The organism is Vibrio ostreicida (genome assembly GCF_013074385.2).
GTDB lineage: Bacteria > Pseudomonadota > Gammaproteobacteria > Enterobacterales > Vibrionaceae > Vibrio > Vibrio ostreicida.
In genome coordinates, this window is sequence record NZ_JABEYA020000006.1 from 120126 (window position 1) to 143048 (window position 22923).

General features: G+C 45.2%; 21 protein-coding genes and 2 pseudogenes. 14 read left to right on the forward strand and 9 right to left on the reverse strand.

Annotated elements, in window-relative coordinates; translation table 11 throughout:
- Positions 1–25 precede the first annotated feature (25 nt).
- The 5 genes and pseudogenes from HLM86_RS10850 to HLM86_RS10875 all read right to left on the reverse strand — a co-directional run.
- Positions 26–547: a hypothetical protein gene (locus tag HLM86_RS10850; protein WP_076590790.1), complete on the reverse strand. Its 522-nt coding sequence runs from the start codon at positions 545–547 to the stop codon at positions 26–28.
- A 196-nt stretch (positions 548–743) separates the two neighbouring features.
- Positions 744–1526, reverse strand: a complete 783-nt coding sequence (locus tag HLM86_RS10855) for a GNAT family N-acetyltransferase (RefSeq protein ID WP_170882818.1) — start codon at positions 1524–1526, stop codon at positions 744–746.
- 232 nt (positions 1527–1758) lie between these two features.
- Positions 1759–2967: an MFS transporter gene (locus HLM86_RS10860; RefSeq protein WP_170882819.1), complete on the reverse strand. Its 1209-nt coding sequence runs from the start codon at positions 2965–2967 to the stop codon at positions 1759–1761.
- A 227-nt stretch (positions 2968–3194) separates the two neighbouring features.
- Positions 3195–3404, reverse strand: a complete 210-nt coding sequence (locus tag HLM86_RS10865) for a hypothetical protein (RefSeq protein WP_170882820.1) — start codon at positions 3402–3404, stop codon at positions 3195–3197.
- Positions 3405–4230: 826 nt separating this feature from the next.
- A pseudogene (locus tag HLM86_RS10875) lies at positions 4231–4353 on the reverse strand (IS110 family transposase); the annotation flags it as partial.
- A 366-nt stretch (positions 4354–4719) separates the two neighbouring features.
- Here HLM86_RS10875 and HLM86_RS10880 point away from each other — a divergent pair.
- The 10 genes and pseudogenes from HLM86_RS10880 (at position 4720) to HLM86_RS10925 (ending at position 13007) form a co-directional block, all read left to right on the forward strand.
- Positions 4720–5184, forward strand: coding sequence for a hypothetical protein (locus tag HLM86_RS10880; protein WP_170882821.1), 465 nt, complete (start codon positions 4720–4722; stop codon positions 5182–5184).
- A gap of 55 nt (positions 5185–5239) precedes the next feature.
- Positions 5240–5485, forward strand: a pseudogene (locus tag HLM86_RS10885) (IS3 family transposase); the annotation flags it as partial.
- A 446-nt stretch (positions 5486–5931) separates the two neighbouring features.
- On the forward strand, positions 5932–6759 hold the full coding sequence (locus tag HLM86_RS10890) for an arginase family protein (protein WP_254868793.1): 828 nt from the start codon (positions 5932–5934) through the stop codon (positions 6757–6759).
- Between the two features lie 2 nt (positions 6760–6761).
- Positions 6762–7529, forward strand: a complete 768-nt coding sequence (locus tag HLM86_RS10895) for a YqcI/YcgG family protein (RefSeq protein WP_170882822.1) — start codon at positions 6762–6764, stop codon at positions 7527–7529.
- A 15-nt stretch (positions 7530–7544) separates the two neighbouring features.
- Positions 7545–8534 carry a cysteine synthase A gene (gene cysK, locus HLM86_RS10900; RefSeq protein WP_170882823.1) on the forward strand — a complete coding sequence of 330 codons (990 nt, stop codon included), beginning with the start codon at positions 7545–7547 and terminating at the stop codon, positions 8532–8534.
- Between the two features lie 32 nt (positions 8535–8566).
- On the forward strand, positions 8567–9745 hold the full coding sequence (locus HLM86_RS10905) for an MFS transporter (RefSeq protein WP_170882824.1): 1179 nt from the start codon (positions 8567–8569) through the stop codon (positions 9743–9745).
- Between the two features lie 9 nt (positions 9746–9754).
- The gene (locus HLM86_RS10910) at positions 9755–10495 is read left to right on the forward strand and encodes an SDR family oxidoreductase (protein ID WP_170882825.1); all 741 of its coding nucleotides are present in this window, start codon (positions 9755–9757) and stop codon (positions 10493–10495) included.
- A 16-nt stretch (positions 10496–10511) separates the two neighbouring features.
- The gene (locus HLM86_RS10915) at positions 10512–11432 is read left to right on the forward strand and encodes an ATP-grasp domain-containing protein (protein WP_170882826.1); all 921 of its coding nucleotides are present in this window, start codon (positions 10512–10514) and stop codon (positions 11430–11432) included.
- Between the two features lie 589 nt (positions 11433–12021).
- Positions 12022–12303 carry a hypothetical protein gene (locus tag HLM86_RS10920; RefSeq protein WP_076588893.1) on the forward strand — a complete coding sequence of 94 codons (282 nt, stop codon included), beginning with the start codon at positions 12022–12024 and terminating at the stop codon, positions 12301–12303.
- A 110-nt stretch (positions 12304–12413) separates the two neighbouring features.
- Entirely contained in the window at positions 12414–13007 is a 594-nt protein-coding gene (locus tag HLM86_RS10925; protein WP_170882827.1) for a hypothetical protein, read from the forward strand.
- A gap of 305 nt (positions 13008–13312) precedes the next feature.
- Here HLM86_RS10925 and HLM86_RS10930 read toward each other — a convergent pair whose 3' ends face one another.
- Positions 13313–13489 carry a hypothetical protein gene (locus HLM86_RS10930; RefSeq protein WP_170882828.1) on the reverse strand — a complete coding sequence of 59 codons (177 nt, stop codon included), beginning with the start codon at positions 13487–13489 and terminating at the stop codon, positions 13313–13315.
- Positions 13490–13556: 67 nt separating this feature from the next.
- Entirely contained in the window at positions 13557–15305 is a 1749-nt protein-coding gene (locus HLM86_RS10935) for an ankyrin repeat domain-containing protein (protein WP_170882829.1), read from the reverse strand.
- 327 nt (positions 15306–15632) lie between these two features.
- Between HLM86_RS10935 and HLM86_RS10940 the strand changes: the two genes are divergently transcribed.
- The gene (locus HLM86_RS10940; RefSeq protein ID WP_170882830.1) at positions 15633–16421 is read left to right on the forward strand and encodes a hypothetical protein; all 789 of its coding nucleotides are present in this window, start codon (positions 15633–15635) and stop codon (positions 16419–16421) included.
- A 72-nt stretch (positions 16422–16493) separates the two neighbouring features.
- On the opposite strand, the gene HLM86_RS10945 is transcribed toward HLM86_RS10940, so the two are convergent.
- Both HLM86_RS10945 and HLM86_RS10950 read right to left on the reverse strand, forming a co-directional pair.
- Positions 16494–17702: a hypothetical protein gene (locus tag HLM86_RS10945; RefSeq protein WP_076590369.1), complete on the reverse strand. Its 1209-nt coding sequence runs from the start codon at positions 17700–17702 to the stop codon at positions 16494–16496.
- 237 nt (positions 17703–17939) lie between these two features.
- Entirely contained in the window at positions 17940–20171 is a 2232-nt protein-coding gene (locus HLM86_RS10950; protein ID WP_170882831.1) for a cytochrome c peroxidase, read from the reverse strand.
- 324 nt (positions 20172–20495) lie between these two features.
- Between HLM86_RS10950 and HLM86_RS20330 the strand changes: the two genes are divergently transcribed.
- From HLM86_RS20330 to creC, 3 genes are read left to right on the forward strand one after another with little or no spacing between them, the layout of a single operon-like run.
- Positions 20496–20630: a hypothetical protein gene (locus HLM86_RS20330; RefSeq protein ID WP_281249538.1), complete on the forward strand. Its 135-nt coding sequence runs from the start codon at positions 20496–20498 to the stop codon at positions 20628–20630.
- 47 nt (positions 20631–20677) lie between these two features.
- Positions 20678–21436 carry a response regulator gene (locus HLM86_RS10955; protein ID WP_170882832.1) on the forward strand — a complete coding sequence of 253 codons (759 nt, stop codon included), beginning with the start codon at positions 20678–20680 and terminating at the stop codon, positions 21434–21436.
- Entirely contained in the window at positions 21436–22896 is a 1461-nt protein-coding gene (gene creC / locus HLM86_RS10960) for a two-component system sensor histidine kinase CreC (RefSeq protein ID WP_390226271.1), read from the forward strand. The genes HLM86_RS10955 and creC overlap by 1 nt, the downstream gene beginning before the upstream one ends.
- Positions 22897–22923 lie beyond the last annotated feature (27 nt).

The window sequence follows — 22923 nt, forward strand, 5'->3', positions numbered from 1 at the left end:
CACGGTATTTTTCTAAGACTTCATGTTATTTCTCTATGACTTCATGCGTTGCCTGAGGAATGTCCTGATCTTTTGGGTATTCTGGGAACAAAAACTCCAGTCTTTTTCGGTTCCGAATACCAGACGCATCAATAAACTCCCACGCATCATGGCCTTGAGCTTTAGAAGCAATGAAATAACTGTTTGACTTCATCGTGACCGCATCTGACGTTATCACCATTTGGGTGGGGATCAAAACGAGCGTATTGAGTGACGTTTCCATCTTTTCTTTGGGCATTTGGTAAGTAAATTCACTCACTGTTAGCCCTTTAGACTCTAACTGACGAAAAAGCGCTGCAGTCGCTTCAATGAGTTTCTCATCATCACCCACCTTATCGATCAGCTTTCTAGGCATATAGTCGATGACCGTCTTGAAATCTGAGTTCAGCATGGCTTCGATGATGGTGTCGGTGGCGGCGGTGATGTTGGCCGCTTCATGGTCGGATAGCGGCTCTGCAAAACTAAAACTGGGCAATATCGCCAGTATGGTGAGCAGTACTGTTCTCATTTTAAAAATTCCTCTTTATTTGACAGGCAACGTTGTGCTAAATGGCCGCTAACCATACCACAAAGGGCCAATAAATCATGATTTGCCCTTTTAAAACGGCCTATTCTGTGGCGGCTGTCCTTTTTGATCCATTTTTGATCGCTTTTTCAAACATTGGCGGTGGTTGACAAGGCGCCTAAGCGAGCCTTGTGACTCCTTATTCGCTGGATTGCGAGCCATTGGGTGAGGAGTACCCAGTCGTTGTTGCGACCACTTTAAACCCATGCTTTGAGACAATGGGCTTACTCATGTCTGACGCATCGATTGTAAGGTACTGAATCCCTCTCGCTTTCGCTTCTGAAATGCGTTTATTGAGCAGCAAACTGTAGTAGCCATTGCCGCGAAATGCTTTGATTGTACTTCCACCCCAAATGCTTGCAAATGGGCTATCTCCATTAAATGTTAACCACGCTGAGGTAACGGGTTGGCCGTTGACATACACGACATAAATTGAGACAGACTCTGGTGATTGCTCTTTGAGCTTCATCAGGTAGGCATACTGCCAATCCAAATCGCCACCCCAAACCTGTTCTTGGACTCTGATTGCATCACCAATGCCTTGACTGTCTGAGACTTCCTTAATGTGAGATTTATCAAAAGGCGTATTGGTCGATTTTGAAAGCGCCAATACCATAAATGACTCGGATTCTTCCTGTTCAAAACCACTGTCCAGTAACACTTTGCCGATATTACTCGGTGTATCGGTGCTGTATGTTTTCCATTCAAAGTTTAAGTTGCGCGCACTAAAGTACTCAATCTGTTCTTTTACTATTGATGTTGTGAGACTTTCGTCAAAGTCAAAGAACGAAATGTAACTACCGTGACGGTGTTCTGAGACGAACTTAGTCAGGTTGCTATCAGATTTGCTTACGCCGCTAAACGAGTGAATGCGTTTTCTTTCAAACTCATTATATTCTTGCATTACATCCGCTGTGTTCATCGTATCCTCGTAGGTTTAACGCCTTAATAAGGTGAAAAAAGAGACCCAGTCCCGCAATCGTCTCTAAACAAGATCAACACTACGTCATTTTTATTCAGAGTCAAAGTTACTGAGGTGTGAATGGGCACTTTATGAACGCCTAAGACAGGCGTTTTCTCATTCTGGAATGATCATCTTGAGGTGCCCATCTTGAGGTGCCTGTCCCGTTAACTCCGTTAACTGTTAACTTTGCTTACAATGAGTCAGCCAAGGCTCTTCTGTTTAAATCGTCTTTATGGAACCTGCCCACTAAAGGAATACAAACAATCAGCACTATTGATGGCGGAATTATTAACCAGATAAAGTTAGTTGACAATTCAGAAAAATATGAAACTGCAAAACCTGAAAGCGGTAAGCTAATAGCGTTTATGGAAGACATTACCGCTATAGTACCCCCCATGTTCTTCTTAGCAATGATTTCTCCACGACGAGATCGAATATAATTTCCAACAATTAAAACGAATCCAATAGACATAGAGTAAGACATGATGTACCAGTGAAAACCTGAAGATAGGAATGTAGTTAAAGAGAATACTACCATCATAAAACTAGCGAAAGAGTATGCTCCAATGCGCCCTATAGATTTGTTCATAACTGGTATTATTGAAAGAAAAGCTATCCCAAACAGACTTGGGATCACCATCACCATAGAAAAAAAGCCTTCGCCAAGTTTATAGTTCTCAACAATTAGTCCAGGTGCTGAAGCTTCAACAACACCTGAAATGAAGTTATTACTCATCGATACCAAGCAAAATAACATCAAGACTTTGTTGGATAATATCTCTGAAATAGACTCTTTGAAAAAATGGCTTACTTTTTTGTTTTTTTCATTATCATTTTTGAAGTCTAACCTTTCCATACACAAAAATGATAGCCCCAAAAGCACTATTGCGAACATGGATACATCAAAAAAACTAAATGAAGCTAGTTCCATTAAGGCAAATGAAAGCAGCGGTGATATGAATAAAGAAATTTGATCTAGTCTAAATATCCTCGCATGTTCTTCAGACAACTCATTACCGTCTAAGGTTTTTGAAGAGTATGTTTCAAATGACAAGATCGACTGTCCGTTGGAAATAGATATCAACGAGCCTAGTAAGCCTAATATTAGTGGACTCAATGAATATTCTACGTACAAGGAGCTTGATATTATAGCTATAGTTACACTTCTAACTCCCCTAGATATCTTTAGTACAACGCCTTCACCAAACTTATCAATAAAGTAGCCACTGAACGGAATGATAATTACCCTAGGTATCCACTCAATGGCGTAAGCTACGCCAGAGTAGAAAAAACTATTCGTTTGGTTGAAGACAATAATTGGGATTAAAAACATTATTACTTGATCAGCAAGTAAAGAAGAAATTAATCCCAACCGGTCTTTAAGGCTAATCGATTTCAACTGTTTGCACCTCTGCTTTTTTCCTCAATACGATCCTCACATCCTTACCTGTAATCGCGTCTTTATAAACATGAGTTCGGGGTGCGCAGTATTCTGATTTTTTAGTCATCAATTCCAAGGTCTATTTTTTGCCCCATCTCAACTTCAGTATCGAATGCGGTCAGTTTGTTTTTCATTCTAACTCCTATTCCCCCACCGCGACTAGAGCTATGGGAGGATAATTGAAATTATTTAGGCAACGATTTCAATGTCGTAGCCAGCTGCTGAAGCTGATTTTTTAGATCATCGAGTGATGACATATTTAAAGAATCAAACCCTTCCAACGCAGTTGCGCACTTGATCCCAGCAACAAAAGACATTAGGTCAGACATGTTGGAAGTTGCTTCGATTAATTTCGCAGAAGCAATACTACTAACATGGTTAAGTTCAGATTTCATTGTTATATTTTAACTAAATGGGGTCAGGTCTTGCCTCTTGCCTTATTGGGTTTTTAGGTTGGGTGGTTTAGTGTGGTGTTTTCAGGGAGAAAAAGTGAGCCGACCATTAAGGGTTGAATTTGCTGTTTCGCTATATCATGTAATATCGTGTGATTCACGGGTCAGTCGTATTGCGTCAAAACGCAAGACCTGACCCTGATAGTCATTTGGTCGCCGACTTGAAAGAGCAAGGTATTGATCTGCACCAGGGAGACTGGACACCAAGTTAAGCGACTTTCCATACTTGTAGTTATTCATTATTTTCTAATTTAGTAAAAGCGCTGGCAAGGTTTTGTCCCATTCTGCGCTACGTGTTGGAGTTTGAGTAGAGAATATTCGGTAGATTCGATATAGAAAAATTAATGGATGGAAAAAGGCAAGACCTGACCCCATTATATTCCTTGACCCCATTATATTCCTAAAACTTATTCGATTATCAGTTGACTTAATATGAAAATTGCTGCATTAGCGAAAGATGAAAGGCGACTTGCGAATCTATAAGTGCATGTTATTATTGGGTAAATTAAGTTGCATATTGGTGCCCAATGGAAATAACGAAACTCAGTGAGTACATGGCGTTTGTTGAGGAACTAGACAAAGATTTTTACCTGTCGCGAGGTCAGTCTCAAGATTACCAGTAAGAAACGAAGGGACAGGCACCCTAAGAAACGGGTCATACCTTGGTCGTGGATGGTGGGCTATCGTTGGCATAGATTGCCAATAAGCAACCACTGAAACTAGAAAAGGTGCCTGTCCCGTTAACTCTCGTTAACTCCTATAGTTAACTCCTGATGCCTTTATCGGTGTTTGGTACGGTGAAGTAAATATCGAGTGGACGGATATAGATGTCTAATTGTGACTTACCGGTATCAACGCCAACATTAATGTTTTGAAGTGTGTTTGTATTCATAATAAGCTAACTCTTGCTTGCAAATGCGGGCTCGAGACCCAGAAGACTATTCGAGTGTGGTGCTTGGAGTTCTATCTGACGTTCGTACTTGTTATCGGTCTCTCGATAGAGGAGCCATCATTTAATCGAACTATCAGATAGAAGAACTTTAGTTGCAGCTAAAGTCTGGGTCTCACCTTACCCGATTGGAGTGCTTATTATCCATACAAGGGTTTAAGGCAGATTCCCAACGCTTGGCATTTTCGGTTTGATTCAACTTTAGTGTTTACGGCACAATGGTTTAGGTAGGGTGGTGGCGTTGCTCACTACTTAATGCGGCGTTAGGCTCACTTTCAATATCAGTAAGCATTGGAGATTATTTGAAGTATGGAATTTCCGTCAGAGTTGTTTGGTAGTGTTTGGCATACAACCAGCTTAGAGCGTTATTCAAGGATAGTCGGTGATGGTTGTATTAAAGCTAATCCTGACATTCCTGATAGCGAGCGCTGGGGAACGAACTTAGGTGAACAGCACTTTCCATTTGTACGCTCACAAGGTGGCATAAGTGTTTTTGATTTTCGTGATTTTGACGCTGATGCAACAGATTGGGCTACGTTTGTTCCATGTCGAACAGAGTGGCAAAGTGCTGTTTGGATTGAGGTTGATATATCAAAGTTAGGTGACAGCTTTAAATCTGCTCAATCTATTCGTGAGTTGTGGCATGAAGTGAACTCTACGCGTAAGTTTATTACTCAAATAGAAGGCGCTGTTATAGGTTCAATACCAACATTGGCATTCAAGCAGGTATTGGTTTACGACACCCAAAAGTCATCTTTTAGCACGTTAGCCTAACAATAAATTTAAAGAAAAGGTGCCTGTCCCGTTAACTTTTCGCCGTTAACTTTTCAATATGGAAGTGAGCATGAGCAGAAAAGGAAACGGCCATGATAATACGGTCGCGGAAAGCTTCTTTTCACTATTGAAGAAGGATCGAGTAAAACGGAAAATCTACAAAACCCGTGATGAAGCGCGCTCTGAAATATTTGATTATATCGAGTGTTTCTACAATCCGAGAAGAAATCATGGTACTAATTGTGGGCTGTCACCTAATGACTATGAAAGACAGTACTTTCAGAAGCTTGAGAGTGTCTAGAGTTCTGGGGTCTTACCAATTCCCCTGTTCTTATATCATTAAAATATATACTATTAATTCAATTGATTAATTGTAATAGATACAATTTCGTCTAGATAAATTCGAAAAAATAATATTGTACATACCAATGGCAAGCTTGTTCCTTAACGTGATTCAATTAAACTGATTTCCGTAAACTTATGAAATTAATGAGTTTTAATTTCTTTTCTGTTTTTGTTAGATCAATATCACAAGTGTTAATTTGGATTATTGTTTTAAGAATCAAAGTGAATGTGACATATTGTAATTAACCAAGGACTATCTTTTTATAGATACGCCTTAATATCTTCTGTTTTTAGGTTTGATATTCCGTTAATAATTAGCGGTCAGTGTTTTCTATATGTTTTAAGTTTATTTAAAATGGGTTATAAACCCACTTCATTTTTAATGTTATGGAAGTATTTTAAATGTCCTTTCAAATTATATGCTCTCAAGGCCGTGTCGGAGATAGGTCTGATCGAATGCTAGAAGGTGCAAAACTGACAGCTGAGAAACTAGCTCAAAAGTATGAGACTACACCGAACTATATTGGCAAGAGATCGCCTGCTAAAAACGATGATTGGAGTGTAGCCCTACCTGAAGCAGGAAAAACGCTTGATCAATTGCAGAGTGAGCTGTCTCGATGTCTATCAAACAGTAACGTCCCTGTTATCTTTGCCTCAAATACCTGCTCTGCAAGCCTAGCAACGCTCCCTGTTGTTGCCTCTAGCTATCCAGATGTCAAAGTCTTGTGGATTGATGCACATAGCGACTTCAACACACCGGAGACAACAGAAAGTGGCTACCTTGGAGGCATGGTGCTAGCAGCAACCTGTGGGCTGTGGGATAGCGGCTACGGAATGGGCGTTAACGCCAATAACGTTGCTTTAATTGGTGTTCATGACATCGACGAAGAAGAGCTTAGCAATGTTAATTCCGCTGGAGTATTGCACATACCACCAGCCGAACTGACTCCAGATTCGGTTGTTAATTTCATTGGAGACTCCAAAGTTTGGATACACGTAGATTGGGATGTTATGGACCCGGGTCAGATCTCAGCTGACTTCAAAGTCGAAGGTGGGCTGAAGTTTGCTCAGTTATTAGAACTTTTCAAATCACTACCTAGTGCTCAAATTATGGGATTAGAACTTGCTGAGTTTTGCGCTGACAGTCATTTATCAACAGCTAACTCAGAAGGACTTGATCTAATCTCTCAAGCAGTGGATTCCCTATTCAAACAGAATAAGGACTCTTAATAATGAAAACCATCGAAAGCTATCTATATGAATGCCATAAAACTCTTCTCACGCATGCAGAGCTCCTACCAAAGTTGGATGAATTATCAGAGTGGAAAAAAGAAGCATGGGAAGAATTCAGCTCTAGAGTCAGTTCGCCAGAATTTCCCTGTTTGTTTAGTAAAAGAGCATGGAGCTCTAAATCCATCCATTTGCTGTTTTGTGATGCGGATGAACACAATGGTTACTATCAGTTTTTGCATGGCTTAATCGCTTACACAGACATGATAAATGCCACTCCAGTCAACAAGCGCATGTTTTCGCCATTAGTCGTTTTCTTTGCCCCTGACATCTCGCCTTCCTTGTCTGGGCATAAGCTAGGTTGGGACATTCTTAACTGGACTCACCAGCACGACATCAATGAGTGGCCAAGCCATGTGCCTAGAGAACCCGAATCATCAGAGTGGACTTATTGCTTTAATGGCGTCGAGTTGTTTATCAACATGAGCACGAATCAACATCATCAACTTAAAAATAGGAATCTAGGCTCGCATCTTAACTTCGTAGTTAACGCGAGAGAAATCTTTGACATTGTCGCCAATGGAGAAACCAAAGGTGGAAGACAGGCCAGAGAACGCATTCGAAGTCGCGTAAAAAATTACAATGATGGTCTTATGCCAACTGAACTTGGCTTTTATGGTGACGAAGAGAACCTAGAGTGGCGACAGTATCAGTTGCAAGAAACCAATGTTCCTAGACCGAGTCAGTGTCCGTTCAAATCAAACAAATAATGAGAGAGAAAGCTAATGACTTTGTACAACTCAATAACTGAAATCGTTGGAGGTACTCCTATCGTCAAACTTAACAACTTAGCTCCCAAAGGAGTTGAGGTATACGTAAAAGTGGAATCTTTCAACCCGGGAGGCTCTGTAAAAGACAGACTTGCGCTCTCAATCGTTTTGGATGCAGAGGCAAAGGGTCAGCTCAAGAAAGGTGACACGATCATTGAGTGCACCTCGGGCAACGTTGGGATCGCCTTTGCTATGGTAGCCGCATCAAGAGGCTACAAGTTTATTGCCGTGATGGGCGACGGGTACTCACTAGAGCGCAGAAAATTAATTCGAGCATACGGCGGAGAAGTCATTTTATTTCCGAGTGAACAAGGTAGTAGCGGTGGAAATCGAATCGCAGATCAACTTGCTGAAGAAAATGGTTGGTTTAGACCTCGTCAGTTCGATAACCCTGCCAACCCTGCCTATCACCGTGAGACTACGGCGAGCGAAATACTCAGTGATTTCGCTGGGAAACGGTTGGACTATTTTGTTACTGGATTTGGTACAAGCGGAACTCTTACAGGTATTGGACAGATGCTTAAGCTAGCTCGACCTCACGTAGAGATTGTCGTACCTGAGCCTAAAGGCGCTCGTATTCTGGCAAAAAATCAGTGGACGGTTCACCCAGTTCAGGGATGGACACCGGATTTTGTACCAAGTGTTCTTGATGAAAATGTGGTGGATAACCTCGTCGTAATCGATGGCAACAAAGGAATCACTACTGCACGAGATTTAGCCCGACATGAAGGGATTCTTGTTGGTATTTCCGCAGGGGCGACCGTAGCGACAGCGTTAGAGCTTGCTAAGACTGCCCCTGAAGGAAGCGTCATATTGGCTATGGCACCTGATACCGGAGAGAGATATTTATCAACAGAGCTATTTGGTGATCTTGGAAATGAAGGAACGGATAGCGGCATTACCACATGGAGTGAAACTCGAGCTACTGCTGGGTGTGACACGTAATCTCACTCAATACTAATTAAAGGAATGAGCGTATGGAAAAGCGAATATCGTTAAGTGTTTTGGCTCTGGTTATGTTCAGCGTGACCTATTCTGTGAATCTTCAGGCTCCGCTTTATAGCCTCTACGCCGAAAATAGTAATATGGGTACTGCGGCTTTAACCGTGGCCTTTGCAGCTTATGTATTGGGGCTTTTACCTACTTTGTTCTTATTGGGTGGTATATCAAACAAGGTAGGCCGAAAGCAGCCGATATTCATTGCCTTAGTTTTGAGCGTTGGTGCAACAGCGCTCCTAGTCGTGCAGCCAAACTGGAACTCCTTATTCATTGCAAGACTGTTATTAGGTGTCGCTACTGCGTTAACCACCACTTCCGTCTCTGCGTATATTTATGATCTTATCGACGAAGAAGAACTGAAGTTTGGCACTTTGCTTGTTGCTGCCTCCACATCAATTGGCTTTGGTAGTGGTGCGCTTGCAACCAGCACGAGTCTAAGTGTGACTGGAGTGACTGTGCTGCCCTACAGTTACCTAAGCCTATTTTTACTGGTTCCTATCCTGATGGTATTGCTTTCCCGACTACCTATCAATCAAATCATCAAGCCAGATCTTAAGATCATCACTTCACCTTGCTTTCCCCCCAATACATGGACCTATGGCTTGGGGATGATGATGGCATGGGCAACTACAGGCATGGTAATCGCTATCGTACCGGTTCTATTAAGTGAAATCGCATTTAGTGACTGGACGGGTATGATGGTTTTCCTTTCAATCTGTACCGGCTTTTTTATACAGCACATTGCTAAGCGTATACCTTCAAGTGTAAGCCTGATTTGTGGGTGCTTTTTGACACTAATAGGCTTTGGTCTCATAGCATTTGGATACCATCAGAAGTCAATTACGATAATTCTGATCGGGGCATCTTGCACAAGTCTCTCGAGCTACGGGCTCACATACATGGCTGCCCTATTTAAGTTCACAAGCAATCACAGCCTTGATAAGGCCCGTGCTACAGCAGGTATGTATATATATTCCTATATTGGTTTTTCTATACCTGTAATCACTTCAGGTCTAGTGGCGCAGCGCTTTGGGAATTGGATAGCGATGATGACTTTCCTATCACTTTTACTCGCTATTAGTTTCGTCATAGGGTTTGGCAAGCTGATAGAGATAAGAAACAAAAAACAAGCTCCCTTGATTAAAGCTAGGAACTAAAGAGGTTACATGTCAGATTCTCAGATTTCGCTCATCACAGGAGCTAACAAAGGCATTGGTTTTGAAATTGCTAAGCAGCTTGGTAATGCAGGCCACAAAGTACTTCTTGCTGGTAGAAATGTGCCAGCAACCAAACAAGCCGTCGCCGACTTGAAAGAGCAAGGTATTGATGCTTATTGCTTGCCAATGGATATCACTAACCATGAGTCAATTGAACAAGCAGCTAGTCATGTTGAAAGTATGTTTGGAAAGCTAGACATACTAATTAACAACGCCGCTATAAGAGTGGAAGAGTATGGCAAGCTTCCTTCTGAACAACCTCTCGCGCAATGGTGGGAAACTTTTAATACAAATTTGTTTGGCGCAGTGAGTGTAACATGCAGTTTCTTGCCTTTAATTAAGCGCTCAAAGGCCGGGAAAATTCTCAATGTATCGAGTCTTTTGGGCTCGATAACCCTACATAGTGATCGTACTTCATACACTTATTCTGACGAGTTCAAATCTTTACCAGCCTACAGTGCTTCAAAAAGCGCTTTAAATTCTTGGACAGCTCATCTTGCCTATGAGCTTCGAGAGACTTCGATCACTGTTAATAGTGTCCACCCAGGTTATACGAAAACTGATTTGAACGATGGCGATGGTGTTTTTACACCAGAGGAAGGCGCTATCACTGCGATTGAAATTGCGCTTGATACTGAGAATGCAATGAGTGGTCAGTTTGTTCATATGAAATCCGTTCTCCCGTGGTAGTAAAAGGAATAGTTAAATGAACGCAAAAAAGAAGGTCGCCTTAATATCTGATAGCGATAGTCTGTCAGTCGACTACGATATGCCTTTAATCACAGATGCATTTAAGAACACTGAAGTTCAAGCAGATGTGGTTTTTTGGGACGAGTCAAACCCTGACTGGTCTATGTATGACGCAGTCGTGTTACGTTCACCGTGGACTTACATGGAGAAAATACAGCCATTTATTGAGTTCTGCCAAAACATTGAAAAGAATTCAGTTCTGCTCAACCCTGTGTCGGTTATTGAATGGAATTCAAACAAGAGCTATTTGAAGCAACTAGAGGCACAAGGTATTCCAATCGTACCAACTGAAATCATTTACTCAGAAACTGAAATACACCATGCATTGGATAGAATTCAGAACTGCGATTGGGATGTTAAGGAGATAGTGATCAAACCCACTATTGGCGCATACTCGTTTGGTGTAGTTCGACTTTCTGTCGAAGACATCGACAAAATACGCAAACATGTAACCTACTTATTGGAACTCGATAAAGGTGTCATTATTCAACCATATCTTCATACTATAGAAGAGCACGGTGAAACGAATATGATTTATTTCAATAATACATACTCGCATGCCATAAAAAAGGAGGCTCTACTGTCGCAACATGGAGAGACTAAAACCCCTGATATGGAATATCGCAAAATAAAAGAAGCAAGTGATGAAGAGAAGGCGTTAGCGATTAGGATTTTGAACTTGGCTCAGAGCAGCTTAGGTCTTAGTGAACCACTTTTGTACGCAAGGTTAGACTTTATAGAGGATAAAAATGGTCAGCCTCTGTTACTAGAACTTGAGATAACAGAGCCATCATTAAGTCTACCGCTTACCCCTAAGTGTACCGATATGTTTGTCCAATCCATTATCAATAGAACGGCATCCTTGAAGTATGACTAAGATCATCAAAGCCCCTCGAATGAGGCAATGTAAATCAGATAAGGATCGGTTGACCGATCCTTCTGATGTGATCTGCACCAGAGAGACTGGACACCAATTTAAGCGACTTTCCATACTTGTAGTTATTCATTATTTTCTAATTTAGCAAAATCACTAACAAACTTTTGCCCCATTTCTTGTTAGATCAAATGCTCTACACATTTTAGGGGCGTGCGTTTTACCTACAAAATCTAATATCAAGTTCATGGATAATTTACTTACCATCTTTACTTTCTTGTCTGTATATATATACAGTTTATTAAGTTTGAATATGGAAAAGTGGCATGTTTTATTGAGTGCTTGGTCTTGCTTTGCCGATGGTTGGTTTTGTAAATTATTGTTTCTTAAAGGCTTGTGCTTTTCCCATCTTGGATAACACGCATTGTTAAAAAGAGATAACATGCCAGCGTGTTTTTATGTGAGGATAGAGTACAAATCTCGATGTATTTTTTTCTAATTTTTAGTGGGTTATGATAAATTAATCGAAAGTCGGGCAGGTAGAAAAACGAGACTGCCTGTTATTAATAATGTTATAACTACTGGAGCTAATGTGGTTGTTTTAGATGAAGAATATATGTCTTGGTTACTTTTTCAGAGTAGGGAAGACTATTTACTTTCTGTTGTTTGTGGGACTGTAGGCGTGTTTATGCTTGAAATTGAGCTGTCTCATGCCGAAATTTCTCAATATAAAGCTAGTGGCAAAAGTTATATTAACGAACTTGCAAACAGTATTCGATTTAGACCAGATTCTTTTACAGAAAGACAAATAGTAAACTTCAAAGATCAATACAATGTAGTTCCTGCGCTTACCAAATGGCGTGGTTCAGAGTAACGTAGTTATAACAAGGCATTTAAACTGAACAAAAACAGTGGGTTACGTTTCGCTTCGCTACACATTTTAACTCACTATTTTTGTCCGCTTAATGCGGCGTTAAGGTTCTTATGAGAAAGTTTCGAAATATTCCAAAGAAAGAAAACAATCAGTTGTCTGAGAAGTTTTCGTTTCTTCTTAAGTACAATGAAGATTGCACAGAAGAAGATTTCTCATGGGCTGCCATAACAATTTTTGATCATTGGCTTTATGAAACTGACTCATTCAGTATTATTGACGAAGCGACAAGCGAAAAAAAACTAGAGTGGGATAAACGTATAAAAACTTTCTTGTCCAAACTTTGCGATATAGAACAACCTATTCGGTATAAGTATGTCGGACGGAATACGAAGCAGCGTCTACAGTTCTCTCGTTATGTTGAGAGTCCAAAAGTAGGTGAGTATATCTCTAATTTGTTTGATGATGTGTATTGTCCAAACATAGTATTTTATGACTTAGGTGTTGACTTGTGGTTTCAAGATAATTGGACAATCCACTTTAAATACAAAAAACAAGAAGACTGCCACAAAATGTTTATTTTGGCGGCTGAAATGAACTTGTATGTACTTCCGGCTTATTGTGCCGACCATTTAAATAAGTACTCTGTATTGTCAAAGTATTTGAGTGAGCTAAACCTTAACAAGTTGCTCAAGCCGGACTCGTAATCGTTGGCTCGATTCCGCTTCGCTCCAAATTTTAGCCAACAATTACTTGCCTCTTAGTAAGGCGTTACTTTTCCATACTTCAATTAATCCGTTATATTCTAATTTAGTAATGTAGCTGACAAACTTATGTCCAGAGACGTGCTGAAGGGGCATGTAACGCAGAAATGCCCCGAAATGAGTTACGGGCCAAGGTATGAACATAGATTTTGCAAAATTAAAAAAATTAAAGCAAAAAAATTAAAGGGACTAAAAAATTAAAGAAATTAAAGGAAAGAAATTAAAGGGACAGACACTCTAAAAAGACGCTAAGAAACGTCTGATTTGCTTACGCGGCTAAACGAGTTAATGCGTTGCCTTTCAAACTCATTGTATTCTTGCATTACACCCGCTGTGTTCAGCGTCATCTGTAGGGTCATTTTTATACCGTTCTCGACCTTGATGATCACGCCATCACTCACCACTAAGATTGCCTCATCGAGCACGACCTCGCATTTCCTGTGCCAACTGAAGCCGTGCCTGTCCCCCAGTGGTCGCGCCTTGAATCGACGCTTACCACCAGTAGTAGTCTTGAAATTCGTTTGGATCATGAGGTAAGGATGATAACCCCTCTCGATCTTGCAGGTAGCGAGAGGAAAAACGACTGCGTCTTTGCCTCGGCGCAAGATTGACCACCTGATCCATCAGTGCGGAAAGTTTTGGATCAGATAAGGGCGTACTGGCCACCACCAACTCTTGAATTTTCGGATAGAGCTTTACATACTCTGCGTTTGCTAACCATCTCATTACCATTGGGTTATTTGTTCGCGTTCGGGCTAAGGATATCGCGGTGTCCCCTTCTTTATCTTTGAGCCCGGTGTCGGCTCCTGCCTTAATCAGCGCTCTCACGACATCCGATTTTGAACGATCACTGGCGTCCATAAGCGCGGTTCTTCCGTCAGCATCTTGTCGATCAATATCCACCTTGGCATTGAGAAATTCTCTGACTGCTTCGAGGTGACCACGGGCACTGGCGATAAAAATAGGCTCTCGACCATGGCGATCGGTAGCGCTTGTGTTGGCCCCGAGTTTAAGCAGTGTTTCAATCGCCGATGGCCACCCGTAGAGACTCGCCGCCACTAACGGGGTTTCTCCATCTTTGTTAAGCGTCTCGATATTAACCCCTGCTTGTACGAGTAGCTCAATAATCTCGGCAGCGCCTGCTCTTGCGGCTTCACCAATAGGGGTACTTCCACCGTTAGACAACGCTTTCACGTTTGCCCCTGCCTCGATCAACAATTTGGCAATGACGGCATGGCGCTGTAAACTGGCGGCCATCAGAGCCGTTCGACCATACTGATTGGTGACTTCAGTCTCTGCGCCTTCCGCTAACAATGTTTTTACTGTCTGGGCGCAGTCATTGTCAACCGCATAAATGAGCGCAGGTTTTTCTTGTTGAGTGCGGGTATGACGACAAATTTCTGGTTCGACTGGCAAGTTTTTGATATCAATGGATTGCCTGTATTGGCTAAAAAGCGCCACTATTTTGCGACTGTTGTTTATTTTTGCATAATCTAAAGCGGAATAGCCCGTCGAATCCCGTATATAGGTTTTCGCCTTTGCTTTCAGTAACGCGTCAACAACATCAATTTTTCCGCTGTAACTTGCCAGTATCAAGGCCGTACGCGCAGCGCTCTGATTGTCTTTGATATCAAGATCCACATTGGCTGCAATCAGCTTTTCTACAATCTCAATCCGCCCCTTTTGACTGGCATACATGAGGGCTGTCCAGCCTCGATGATCGTCCTGAATCGTTAAGTCAGCGTTCGCATCAATCAGTTGCTCTGCAATGGCGGCGTCCCTTTGTGTGCTGGCGTACAGCATGGCCGTCATGCCCGAATGATCTTGCACATTGAGATCGGCCTTAGCGGCAATCAGTTTCTCGGCCACATAAGCATTATTCTCGAGGGCGGCATACATCAGCGCCGTTACACCATCGTTATCCACTAAATTGAGTTGCGCTTTCGCCTTGATCAAATCTGTGATCAGTAAGGGGCTCTCTCCTCGGTGTTGAAGCATCGTGGTGGCGCTATGTCCTCGAGCCGCATGCATCAGAGGCGTGATGTTGTACAAATCTCGATTATCAGGGTTGTCGCCCAGTTTGATAAATTCTTTGGCTTTATCTAAACAACCAAATTTAACCGCAATCGGTAAACGAACGAGCGGATCGTTAAACAGTTTTTCCTTTTGGCAGTGGTAGGGCGCGGCGTGAACTTGGCTAATAGTAGTGGCGATTAAACATGCCAAGGCCTTCTTAAGCATGAACTTTCCTTTTTTGCGGTGGGGGGAGACATACTAAATCGAAATCATAAAAACTGTAAATAAAATCAACTAGATTCATTTAAAATCCATGTTGACTCTAAAGGTACGTTCAATCACCCCAACTCACAGGCGCCATCAATGGGGTTTTGAACGAGACCGCCAAAGATGCCCGGATTTCGTCAACACCTCACTCACCTTGAGCGGAGAGCATGAAACGTTGTGAATCTGACACCTTCAACGCCCGCCTTAGCGGATATGTGGCTTGAATCACCTTATGTTGGCGTCAGTTTGTGTAGGGTTCTGATTGCATAATAAAGGAGGTGCATAATGGCCAATAAACTGGGCATAGTGACATTACATGGTATGGGCAATCAACCCACGGATTATTACAAGCCCTTGATGTCAAGAATTGAACAGCGCTTAGGGCGAGGCCGCGGCGAGATGCTGGTGAAGCCGGTCTACTATCACCAAGCGATGCAAGCCAATCAAGAATCGCTGTGGCAGAGAATGTCGTCTGCCCATGATTTGGACGCGGTTAGGGTACGCCAATTTATGCTCCATTCGTTCAGTGATGCGGTCAATATTCAGGATTATCGTGAGCCTGACAGTATCGGCTTGCGCGTATCAAGGTGTGTGCATGAGCAAATCAATGCGGTGACCAAGGCACTGGACGATGACGGTGTATTTGTCGTGGTGGCGCAATCGCTTGGGAATCAGGTGATGTCGAATTACATCTGGGATATTCAACATGAGAGAGGGTTGTTTGCGCCCGGTGGAGAAAATGTAGAGGCGGCGATGGCCAACCTGAGCAAACTGAGGGTCTGGTTCAGCACGGGCAATAATATGCCCTTGTTTGTGTCTGGGCTTGAGCAAGACAAGATCCACGCGATCCAACGACCTAACCGCGATTTTGAATGGTGGAATTTCTTTGATGTCGATGATGCGCTAGGCTGGCCACTTAAGCCGCTTAATGAGCAATATCATGACCGCCTCAGTGTCCGAGATCTTGAGGTCAACACTGGGTTTACGCTGTTGTCACACAATCACTATTGGAAAGACGCAGATGTCTTGGACCCGTTGTGCGACACACTCATGCACATACTGAATGACGAATAAAAAACCGCCAACAAGGCGGCGGATTGACGCGTCTTATGATCGGAAACCCAGAAGGGGGTTTCCGGCCAAGATTTACAGGATATTCACCAGCGCACCGGAAATACCATTGATCGCAAAAATATTGTTTTTTTGCACATCATAGTGATGGCGGTTAACCGCGTCGCCGTAGTTTTTTGTAATACCGGGAAATTGGAAGCGGTGTATCGGGATCCCACACCAACGCTCTGATTGTTGGCCTATCCGGTCGCCGCTGCCGTAAAACAGCCGGTTTTGAACGGTATAAACGTTGGCATGCATTTTTTCAAAATGGGCGCTGTTTTTCTTCACCTGCGCGTATTGCTCCAAAATTTCTGATTTGGACAAATTGAGCATGGTGGACGGTTTGATGCGACTTCCCCAGCCGACCAGCACCTTTTCGGCAAAGTCACGCGTGATCCTGCCCGGTCCAAGGATGAGATGGTCCCCTTTCTTGTTGCCACTGGTGGTCGAACAGCCGACCAGCGTACCGTGGCGACCCGGCATCATGGTGGTGTAATACTTGGTGGATTTGTGCAGTCTGGGCATTCTCGCTTTAAACGCCATTGAACGCTCATCTTCGGCGAACAAGCACACCACTTGTTGGACATTCGGCCCGAGCGCCTTGTAGTTTTTAAACGCGTTCATGCCACCAGGAACCGGATCACAAGCAAAAATATTGACGGGAATATGACTGAGCGCGGGATCGTCTTGCATGCGATTGGCCAGCTCAAAACAGCTTACCCCGCCTCGGCTCCAGCCGATCATGTTGACCTGAGAAATCGGGTTACTTTTGCGTTCGGCCCTCATGTTGGCGCGCTGCATTGACATCGCATACTTCAGATCGCCAGCAAGGGCTTTGCATTCCATTTGGTACTTCTTGTAAGCCGAAGAGACCCCAAAATGCCAAAACGATTCTTTCTTCTGAGGTTTGATGTCCCTGAGCAAAGATTTGGCTCGGCTGAGGTAATCGCCATCGTCTTGCGGTACCCCTTTGAGCGAATTGAGGACGTGGTTCATGTTGCTGTCGATCCCACGCCCGCCCAATTTACCAAATTGTTTGCCGTAAACATCATCTTTGGCGTGTTTACGCCATTCGCTGTGGTTGCCGCTGCCGACCCCATCAACCTGAATGTAATCAATCATCTCTTGGCCAACGGCATTTTTTGCCAGTACCGCGATGAGTTCGCCAAAGGCGTAATTTTTGTTGACGTGATTTTCCGAGGTTGCCCCCGTACCACTAAAAAAAATGGTGACGATCGCCATAATCTCTCCCTCTGCTCCAAGGATGTTTGAATTTGATAAGCTGACTTAACTACCTTAGATGACAATCAAACCCATTATCAAGTGTTTTATCAATTTAATCTCATTACTGAACAGGGGGTTGTGGCGGTGAAGCGCAGAGCGATCGCCGCCTGTGGCAGAGTGCTGCAAAGGGAAGAGCCCAAGGGGAGAGTAAGCAGAGAAAGGCAAGAGCGGACCAGCCTCCGCTCTTGAAAAGGGTTAGCGAGGGGTGATATCGACTTGAATGCTGGCCCCATGGGTGTGTTCGTCAGCGGCGGCGAGGATAAAGAGGCCCCCGAGCGGCGGCGAGTCGATGCTCAGGTATTCATCGTTACCCTCATTGCGAGAGGAAAACGTATAGCGATCACGGCTTGGCCAGCCGGTGTCAACAAACACATCGGTGTTGCCTTGGCCATGCTGAGTGCGGATCTCCAGCCGGGCATTGGGCTGATCAATGGGAACAAAATAATAGTGGTCGCCATCGGTCATACACACTGGACGGGCAGGGGGCAGGACCGGGACCCGTTCCAATGACGGTGCCTGACATTGGTCTGCGATCGCGCGAGGTGGGTACTCGGGCCTTTGATGCGCGCTGTGGTGTCCATAAGCGAGTGACACCCCTTGATAACCGTGCTGGCCGATGGCGCTGACAAAATGGCGGCCTTGGTTGAGCGTGATGACCAGCACTTGCTGGGTGGCCTCGCCGATTGAGCGAGCCGTCGCATTGCGCTCAGTGGCCCAAGTCTCAGGGTGGTAGTACAAGGTCAGCGCACCTTGTCCGCCGCGGCTACTGAGGTACACCCGAGTATTGTCTTGGGCGACATCAAAGTACAAATAGTGTGCCTGACCGGACACGCATTGACCCTGATCGCGCGTCAATGCCGCTCCCGAGGCGAGGCCGTCGCCTTCAGTGCAGTCCTGGGTGAGATAGAGCGGCACGCCTTGGCCGTTTTTGGGGTGCAGTTGGAGGCCGTCAGGATCGGTGTCTTCGGGTTGAGGTAACCACGCTTGTAAGCAGTCGGCTTGTTTCACACACGGGTCAGTAAGGGCTTTCAGAAACTCAACCAGATCGGTTTTTGACTGACGGGATAAATTCAGTTTTTTCAACACCGGTGCACCGTCGGCGATTTCATCATCGATGATGACCGCTGCCAAGTCTGTGTTGTCACGTGTGTCTGGAAATAAGGAATAACAGTCTTGGCGGTCCTGAAACTGGGGTTGCTCGCACCAACCCTGATGATTGATGTATTGGTCGAGCAGAGCGTGATAATCGTCGTAGTGATCAATGACCTGCTCAAGGGTATCGTAATTGCCCGCATGGCCAAAGGGCCCAGTGACTTCAATATTGAGTAGGGTTCCAGAGCGAAAGCTGTAGATATCATCGCGTTCGCCGTTACGGTGCATACGGCCCAAATCTTGGGTTTCGATGCCCGCGCTGCCCGTACCGGGGCCGATTTGTGGAAACGCCAAGCGATGGTAATTGGACTCTTTGGTTTGGGCGAAATTATCGGTATTGTGGCAACCAATACATTGGGTGGGCAGAAAGTCAGGCTCGGTGCCGCCGTCAGACGGTGGCGGGGGCATATATAAGTACAGATACGCGCCGCGCTTTTGCGATTCTGTGAGCGCCGCCAAATCCCCTTTGACATAGCGATTCCAAGGGTTATCGGTAAAATTCATGGAGGCCTGATAAGCGGATAAGGCCCGAGTTATATTGGCAAACGTGATCAGCTCTTTTGCGTCATCGTGTTCACCATAGGCGGCGGTAAACAGTGGGCGCCATTGGTTATTCAACAGCTCCCCTTGGCCTTGGCCATAATCCCCAATTCGGGCGGCTAAATGGGCTCGAACCGCTTGGTTGGGTTGCCCCGTCATAAAGTCAAAACCGCGCATTTCAGCGTCAGTGACAGGGGGAAAGCGCGCTTGCGCGGCCAGCAGGGTGTCACCGGCTTTAGGATCAGGATCGCCGAACGCAACATCAGGTGTACTGATGCCTTGTTCCGGATCGAGCCAGTCAAGGAACTCGACTCGAGCATCGCGAAACAGGCTGCGTTTGTACAGGCCTGCATTAAAAATGGTCGGGCTATTGCGTGGGATGTAAAACTCACCAGTGAGGGTGCGCCGCCCGGGTCCGACGACGTCGTTATCCTCCGCCAGCGTCCCCACCGGTAACGACAAACCATCGCCGCCCCCTAAATACGGGTGGTGGCAACTGGCGCAAGCGACGTCTTTATTGCCGCTCAGCGCCTTGCTAAAAAACAGCCGTTTGCCCAGTTTGACTTCAGGGGAGTCAACGTCGGGAATATCGAGCCCAGCGTTGGGGTCACCCGTGAGATTGTGCTGGCGGATCAAGGTGCGCAGTTCGCCATCGAGATCGTCAGGAATCGGTATGGCCGCGGCATGCAGAGCGGCCCCCAAGGTAAGCAAGAATAGCATCAATCGACTCATCATGGACCTTCTATTGTCTGGAACTCAATGACAGCAAGCGATGGCAGTCCTTGTCTCGGTCAGTTGCTCGCGCCATCGAGTCAGTGGTTGGCTGTGGTGATGAAAAAAGGCTAAAACAAGGCCGGTTAACGCTGGGTTAAATGGGCGCTCAGGGAGGGGCTTTATTTTTTAAACTTGAATGCATATCAAACTTTTCAATGAGATTAATGTGCACTTAATATCTGCGAGTGGTCAAAAGCTCGTCATATAACGGCTTAAGTGGCTCAGGGGCGATGATTTAGTGTTAGACTGGCGCGTCACCAATGTGACGAGTGTTTAAAACGGGATATGAATAAGGAAACCGCGATGTGGATGGTGTATCGATTGGTCAAGCTGGCGGTGATCTGCGCAGTGTTCTTCACGGTCTACGATTGGATTGCCTTGGGGCAGATCACTTGGCCAGCGCGTTTTTTCGGCGGTTAAGTGGCGCCGTCAGCCCATGTTGATCACAGGAGAGGAGGCGGCACGCCTTGAATGAAGTAGAGACATTAAACAAACGCGCCACGGTGGTGATTATTGAAGACGAAGCCGCGATCGCCGACAACCTTGTCCACGTTCTGGAAATGGACGGTTATCAGCCAAAGTGGTTCTCCACCGCTGGCGAGGGGCTGGCGTTTTTGCAACACAATCACGCGGCCCTGTTGGTCTTAGATGTGGGCTTGCCTGATGGCAACGGATTCGAGTTGTGTAAGACGATTCGTGAATTTTCCGATCTGCCGATCATCTTTCTTACTGCACGAAATGATGAAATCGATCGCGTCGTTGGGCTGGAAATTGGCGCGGATGATTATGTCACAAAGCCGTTTAGCCCACGAGAAATGTTGGCGAGGGTTAAGCTGCGGATTAAATCACGCGTGGCGATGGATGCCCAGCAACCTGACGGCGTCGAGCCTTTGGCCGCGTCTCACCCCTTGGGACGAGATCAGGCTCACCAGACACCGCTTGGCGACGAACTAAAGCCGGAAAACTATGATTATCAGGTCGGGGCACACAAGCTCGGTCTGACCGCGGTCGAATACAAAATTTTAGACAAATTGATTCGCTCCTCGCCGCAGGTCCTTAGCCGTGAACAGCTGATGGTGGTGGCGGATATGACGCCACACGCCAGTTATGAACGCAATATTGATTCCCACATTAAAGCCATTCGCCACAAACTCAAACCCCTCGACATGTCAGAGCGAATTTGCACCAAGCGTGGGTTTGGTTATTACTATCAGTTAGCGAGGTGATGATGATCGGCTGGCCAAAAATCCCGCTGGGGCTACGACTGTTTTCACTCTATTTTGCCCTCGTTGTCCTGACGGCGTACACCGTGAGTACCACCATCATTGATGAGCTCAAGCCGACCGTTCGTCAGACCACCGAAGAAACGCTGGTGGACATGGCCAACTTGCTCGCGGTCTTGGCCGAAGAAGGGTGGGCCAACGGAGACCGTTCAAACCGTCGTCTTGCGGCACTGCTGAACGCTTATGGACAAAGAGAGCCAGCCGCTCGAATTTGGGAAATCGGCAAAAAGGTGATGAACCATCGAATTTACATCACCGACCAAAAAGGGATCGTGATCGCCGATTCTTGGCAGCAAGACATCGGTCAAGATTACTCCCAATGGAACGATGTTTACCGCACTTTACGTGGCCAATATGGTGCTCGCAGTACCACCGAGGACCCCAATGACCCACTCTCGACCGTGATGTACGTGGCCGCGCCGATTTATTATCAAGACGCGATCGTGGGCAGCGTCACGGTGGCCAAATCGAACCGCTCTGTCGAGCCCTTTATTGACCTGTCAAAACGCCATGTGTTGTTCTGGATGATCGCCATGAGTGGTTTAGTTCTGCTGGCGGGGGCCCTATTTGCATGGCGGATCCACTCTGCGCTGCATAAACTTGAGCAATATGCGGTTAAGCTGGGCGAAGGGGAGAAAGCCACCAAGCCCAAGTTTCGTGTTTTTTATGAATACGGCCACCTGAGCAACGCACTGGAAAAAATGCGCACCCAGCTCGATGGTAAGCAGTACGTTGAAGAGTATGTGGAAACCTTGACGCACGAGCTGAAAAGCCCGCTGTCAGGGATCAAAGGCGCCAGTGAAATTTTACAGATGACGTTGACGCCAAAAAAGGCCGCTCGTTTCGCCGCGAACATCGAACGAGAAAGTGAGCGGATGCAATCCTTGATCGACAAATTGCTGGTGTTGGCTCGGCTGGAAAAACAGCCCCAACTGGCCCATCAACAACCCATCGACTTAGAACAGATTCTGGCCGAGATTGTTGACGCATCGGATGCACGGCTGAGTGTCAAAAACATCACCTGCCGACTGCCTAAACCGCCTTACCCGAGCCTTGAAGGGGACGCGTTTCTCTTCAAACAGGCCCTGTTTAATTTGATGGACAACGCGCTCGATTTTGTCGAAGAAGGCGGTAAGATTACTTGGCAGCTCAGGCAAGTCAACGGCCTGTCAAAGCTGTCGATATTTAACACGGGGCCGCTTATCCCTAAGTATGCCATGGTGCGTCTTACTGAGCGATTTTACTCACTTGCTCGCGGCAACGGTGTCAAAAGTACGGGGCTGGGGCTCAATTTTGTTGAGCAGGTGGCCAAGCTGCACCACAGTGAGCTGCGGATTGAAAACGTCGACCAAGGGGTTCTCGGTCAAGGGGTGAAAGTCACCTTGCAATGGGCAACTCCATAAAAACTCCATATTCGCTCCATTCCTTCT

Bases quoted from the DNA above. Each gene is read 5' to 3' on its own strand.
- HLM86_RS10850 (WP_076590790.1), bottom strand. From the start codon at position 547: ATGAGAACAGTACTGCTCACCATACTGGCGATATTGCCCAGTTTTAGT.
- HLM86_RS10855 (WP_170882818.1), bottom strand. From the start codon at position 1,526: ATGAACACAGCGGATGTAATGCAAGAATATAATGAGTTTGAAAGAAAA.
- HLM86_RS10865 (WP_170882820.1), bottom strand. From the start codon at position 3,404: ATGAAATCTGAACTTAACCATGTTAGTAGTATTGCTTCTGCGAAATTA.
- HLM86_RS10880 (WP_170882821.1), top strand. From the start codon at position 4,720: ATGGAATTTCCGTCAGAGTTGTTTGGTAGTGTTTGGCATACAACCAGC.
- HLM86_RS10890 (WP_254868793.1), top strand. From the start codon at position 5,932: ATGTCCTTTCAAATTATATGCTCTCAAGGCCGTGTCGGAGATAGGTCT.
- HLM86_RS10895 (WP_170882822.1), top strand. From the start codon at position 6,762: ATGAAAACCATCGAAAGCTATCTATATGAATGCCATAAAACTCTTCTC.
- cysK (WP_170882823.1), top strand. From the start codon at position 7,545: ATGACTTTGTACAACTCAATAACTGAAATCGTTGGAGGTACTCCTATC.
- HLM86_RS10905 (WP_170882824.1), top strand. From the start codon at position 8,567: ATGGAAAAGCGAATATCGTTAAGTGTTTTGGCTCTGGTTATGTTCAGC.
- HLM86_RS10910 (WP_170882825.1), top strand. From the start codon at position 9,755: ATGTCAGATTCTCAGATTTCGCTCATCACAGGAGCTAACAAAGGCATT.
- HLM86_RS10915 (WP_170882826.1), top strand. From the start codon at position 10,512: ATGAACGCAAAAAAGAAGGTCGCCTTAATATCTGATAGCGATAGTCTG.
- HLM86_RS10925 (WP_170882827.1), top strand. From the start codon at position 12,414: ATGAGAAAGTTTCGAAATATTCCAAAGAAAGAAAACAATCAGTTGTCT.
- HLM86_RS10935 (WP_170882829.1), bottom strand. From the start codon at position 15,305: ATGCTTAAGAAGGCCTTGGCATGTTTAATCGCCACTACTATTAGCCAA.
- HLM86_RS10940 (WP_170882830.1), top strand. From the start codon at position 15,633: ATGGCCAATAAACTGGGCATAGTGACATTACATGGTATGGGCAATCAA.
- HLM86_RS10945 (WP_076590369.1), bottom strand. From the start codon at position 17,702: ATGGCGATCGTCACCATTTTTTTTAGTGGTACGGGGGCAACCTCGGAA.
- HLM86_RS10950 (WP_170882831.1), bottom strand. From the start codon at position 20,171: ATGATGAGTCGATTGATGCTATTCTTGCTTACCTTGGGGGCCGCTCTG.
- HLM86_RS20330 (WP_281249538.1), top strand. From the start codon at position 20,496: ATGAATAAGGAAACCGCGATGTGGATGGTGTATCGATTGGTCAAGCTG.
- creC (WP_390226271.1), top strand. From the start codon at position 21,436: ATGATGATCGGCTGGCCAAAAATCCCGCTGGGGCTACGACTGTTTTCA.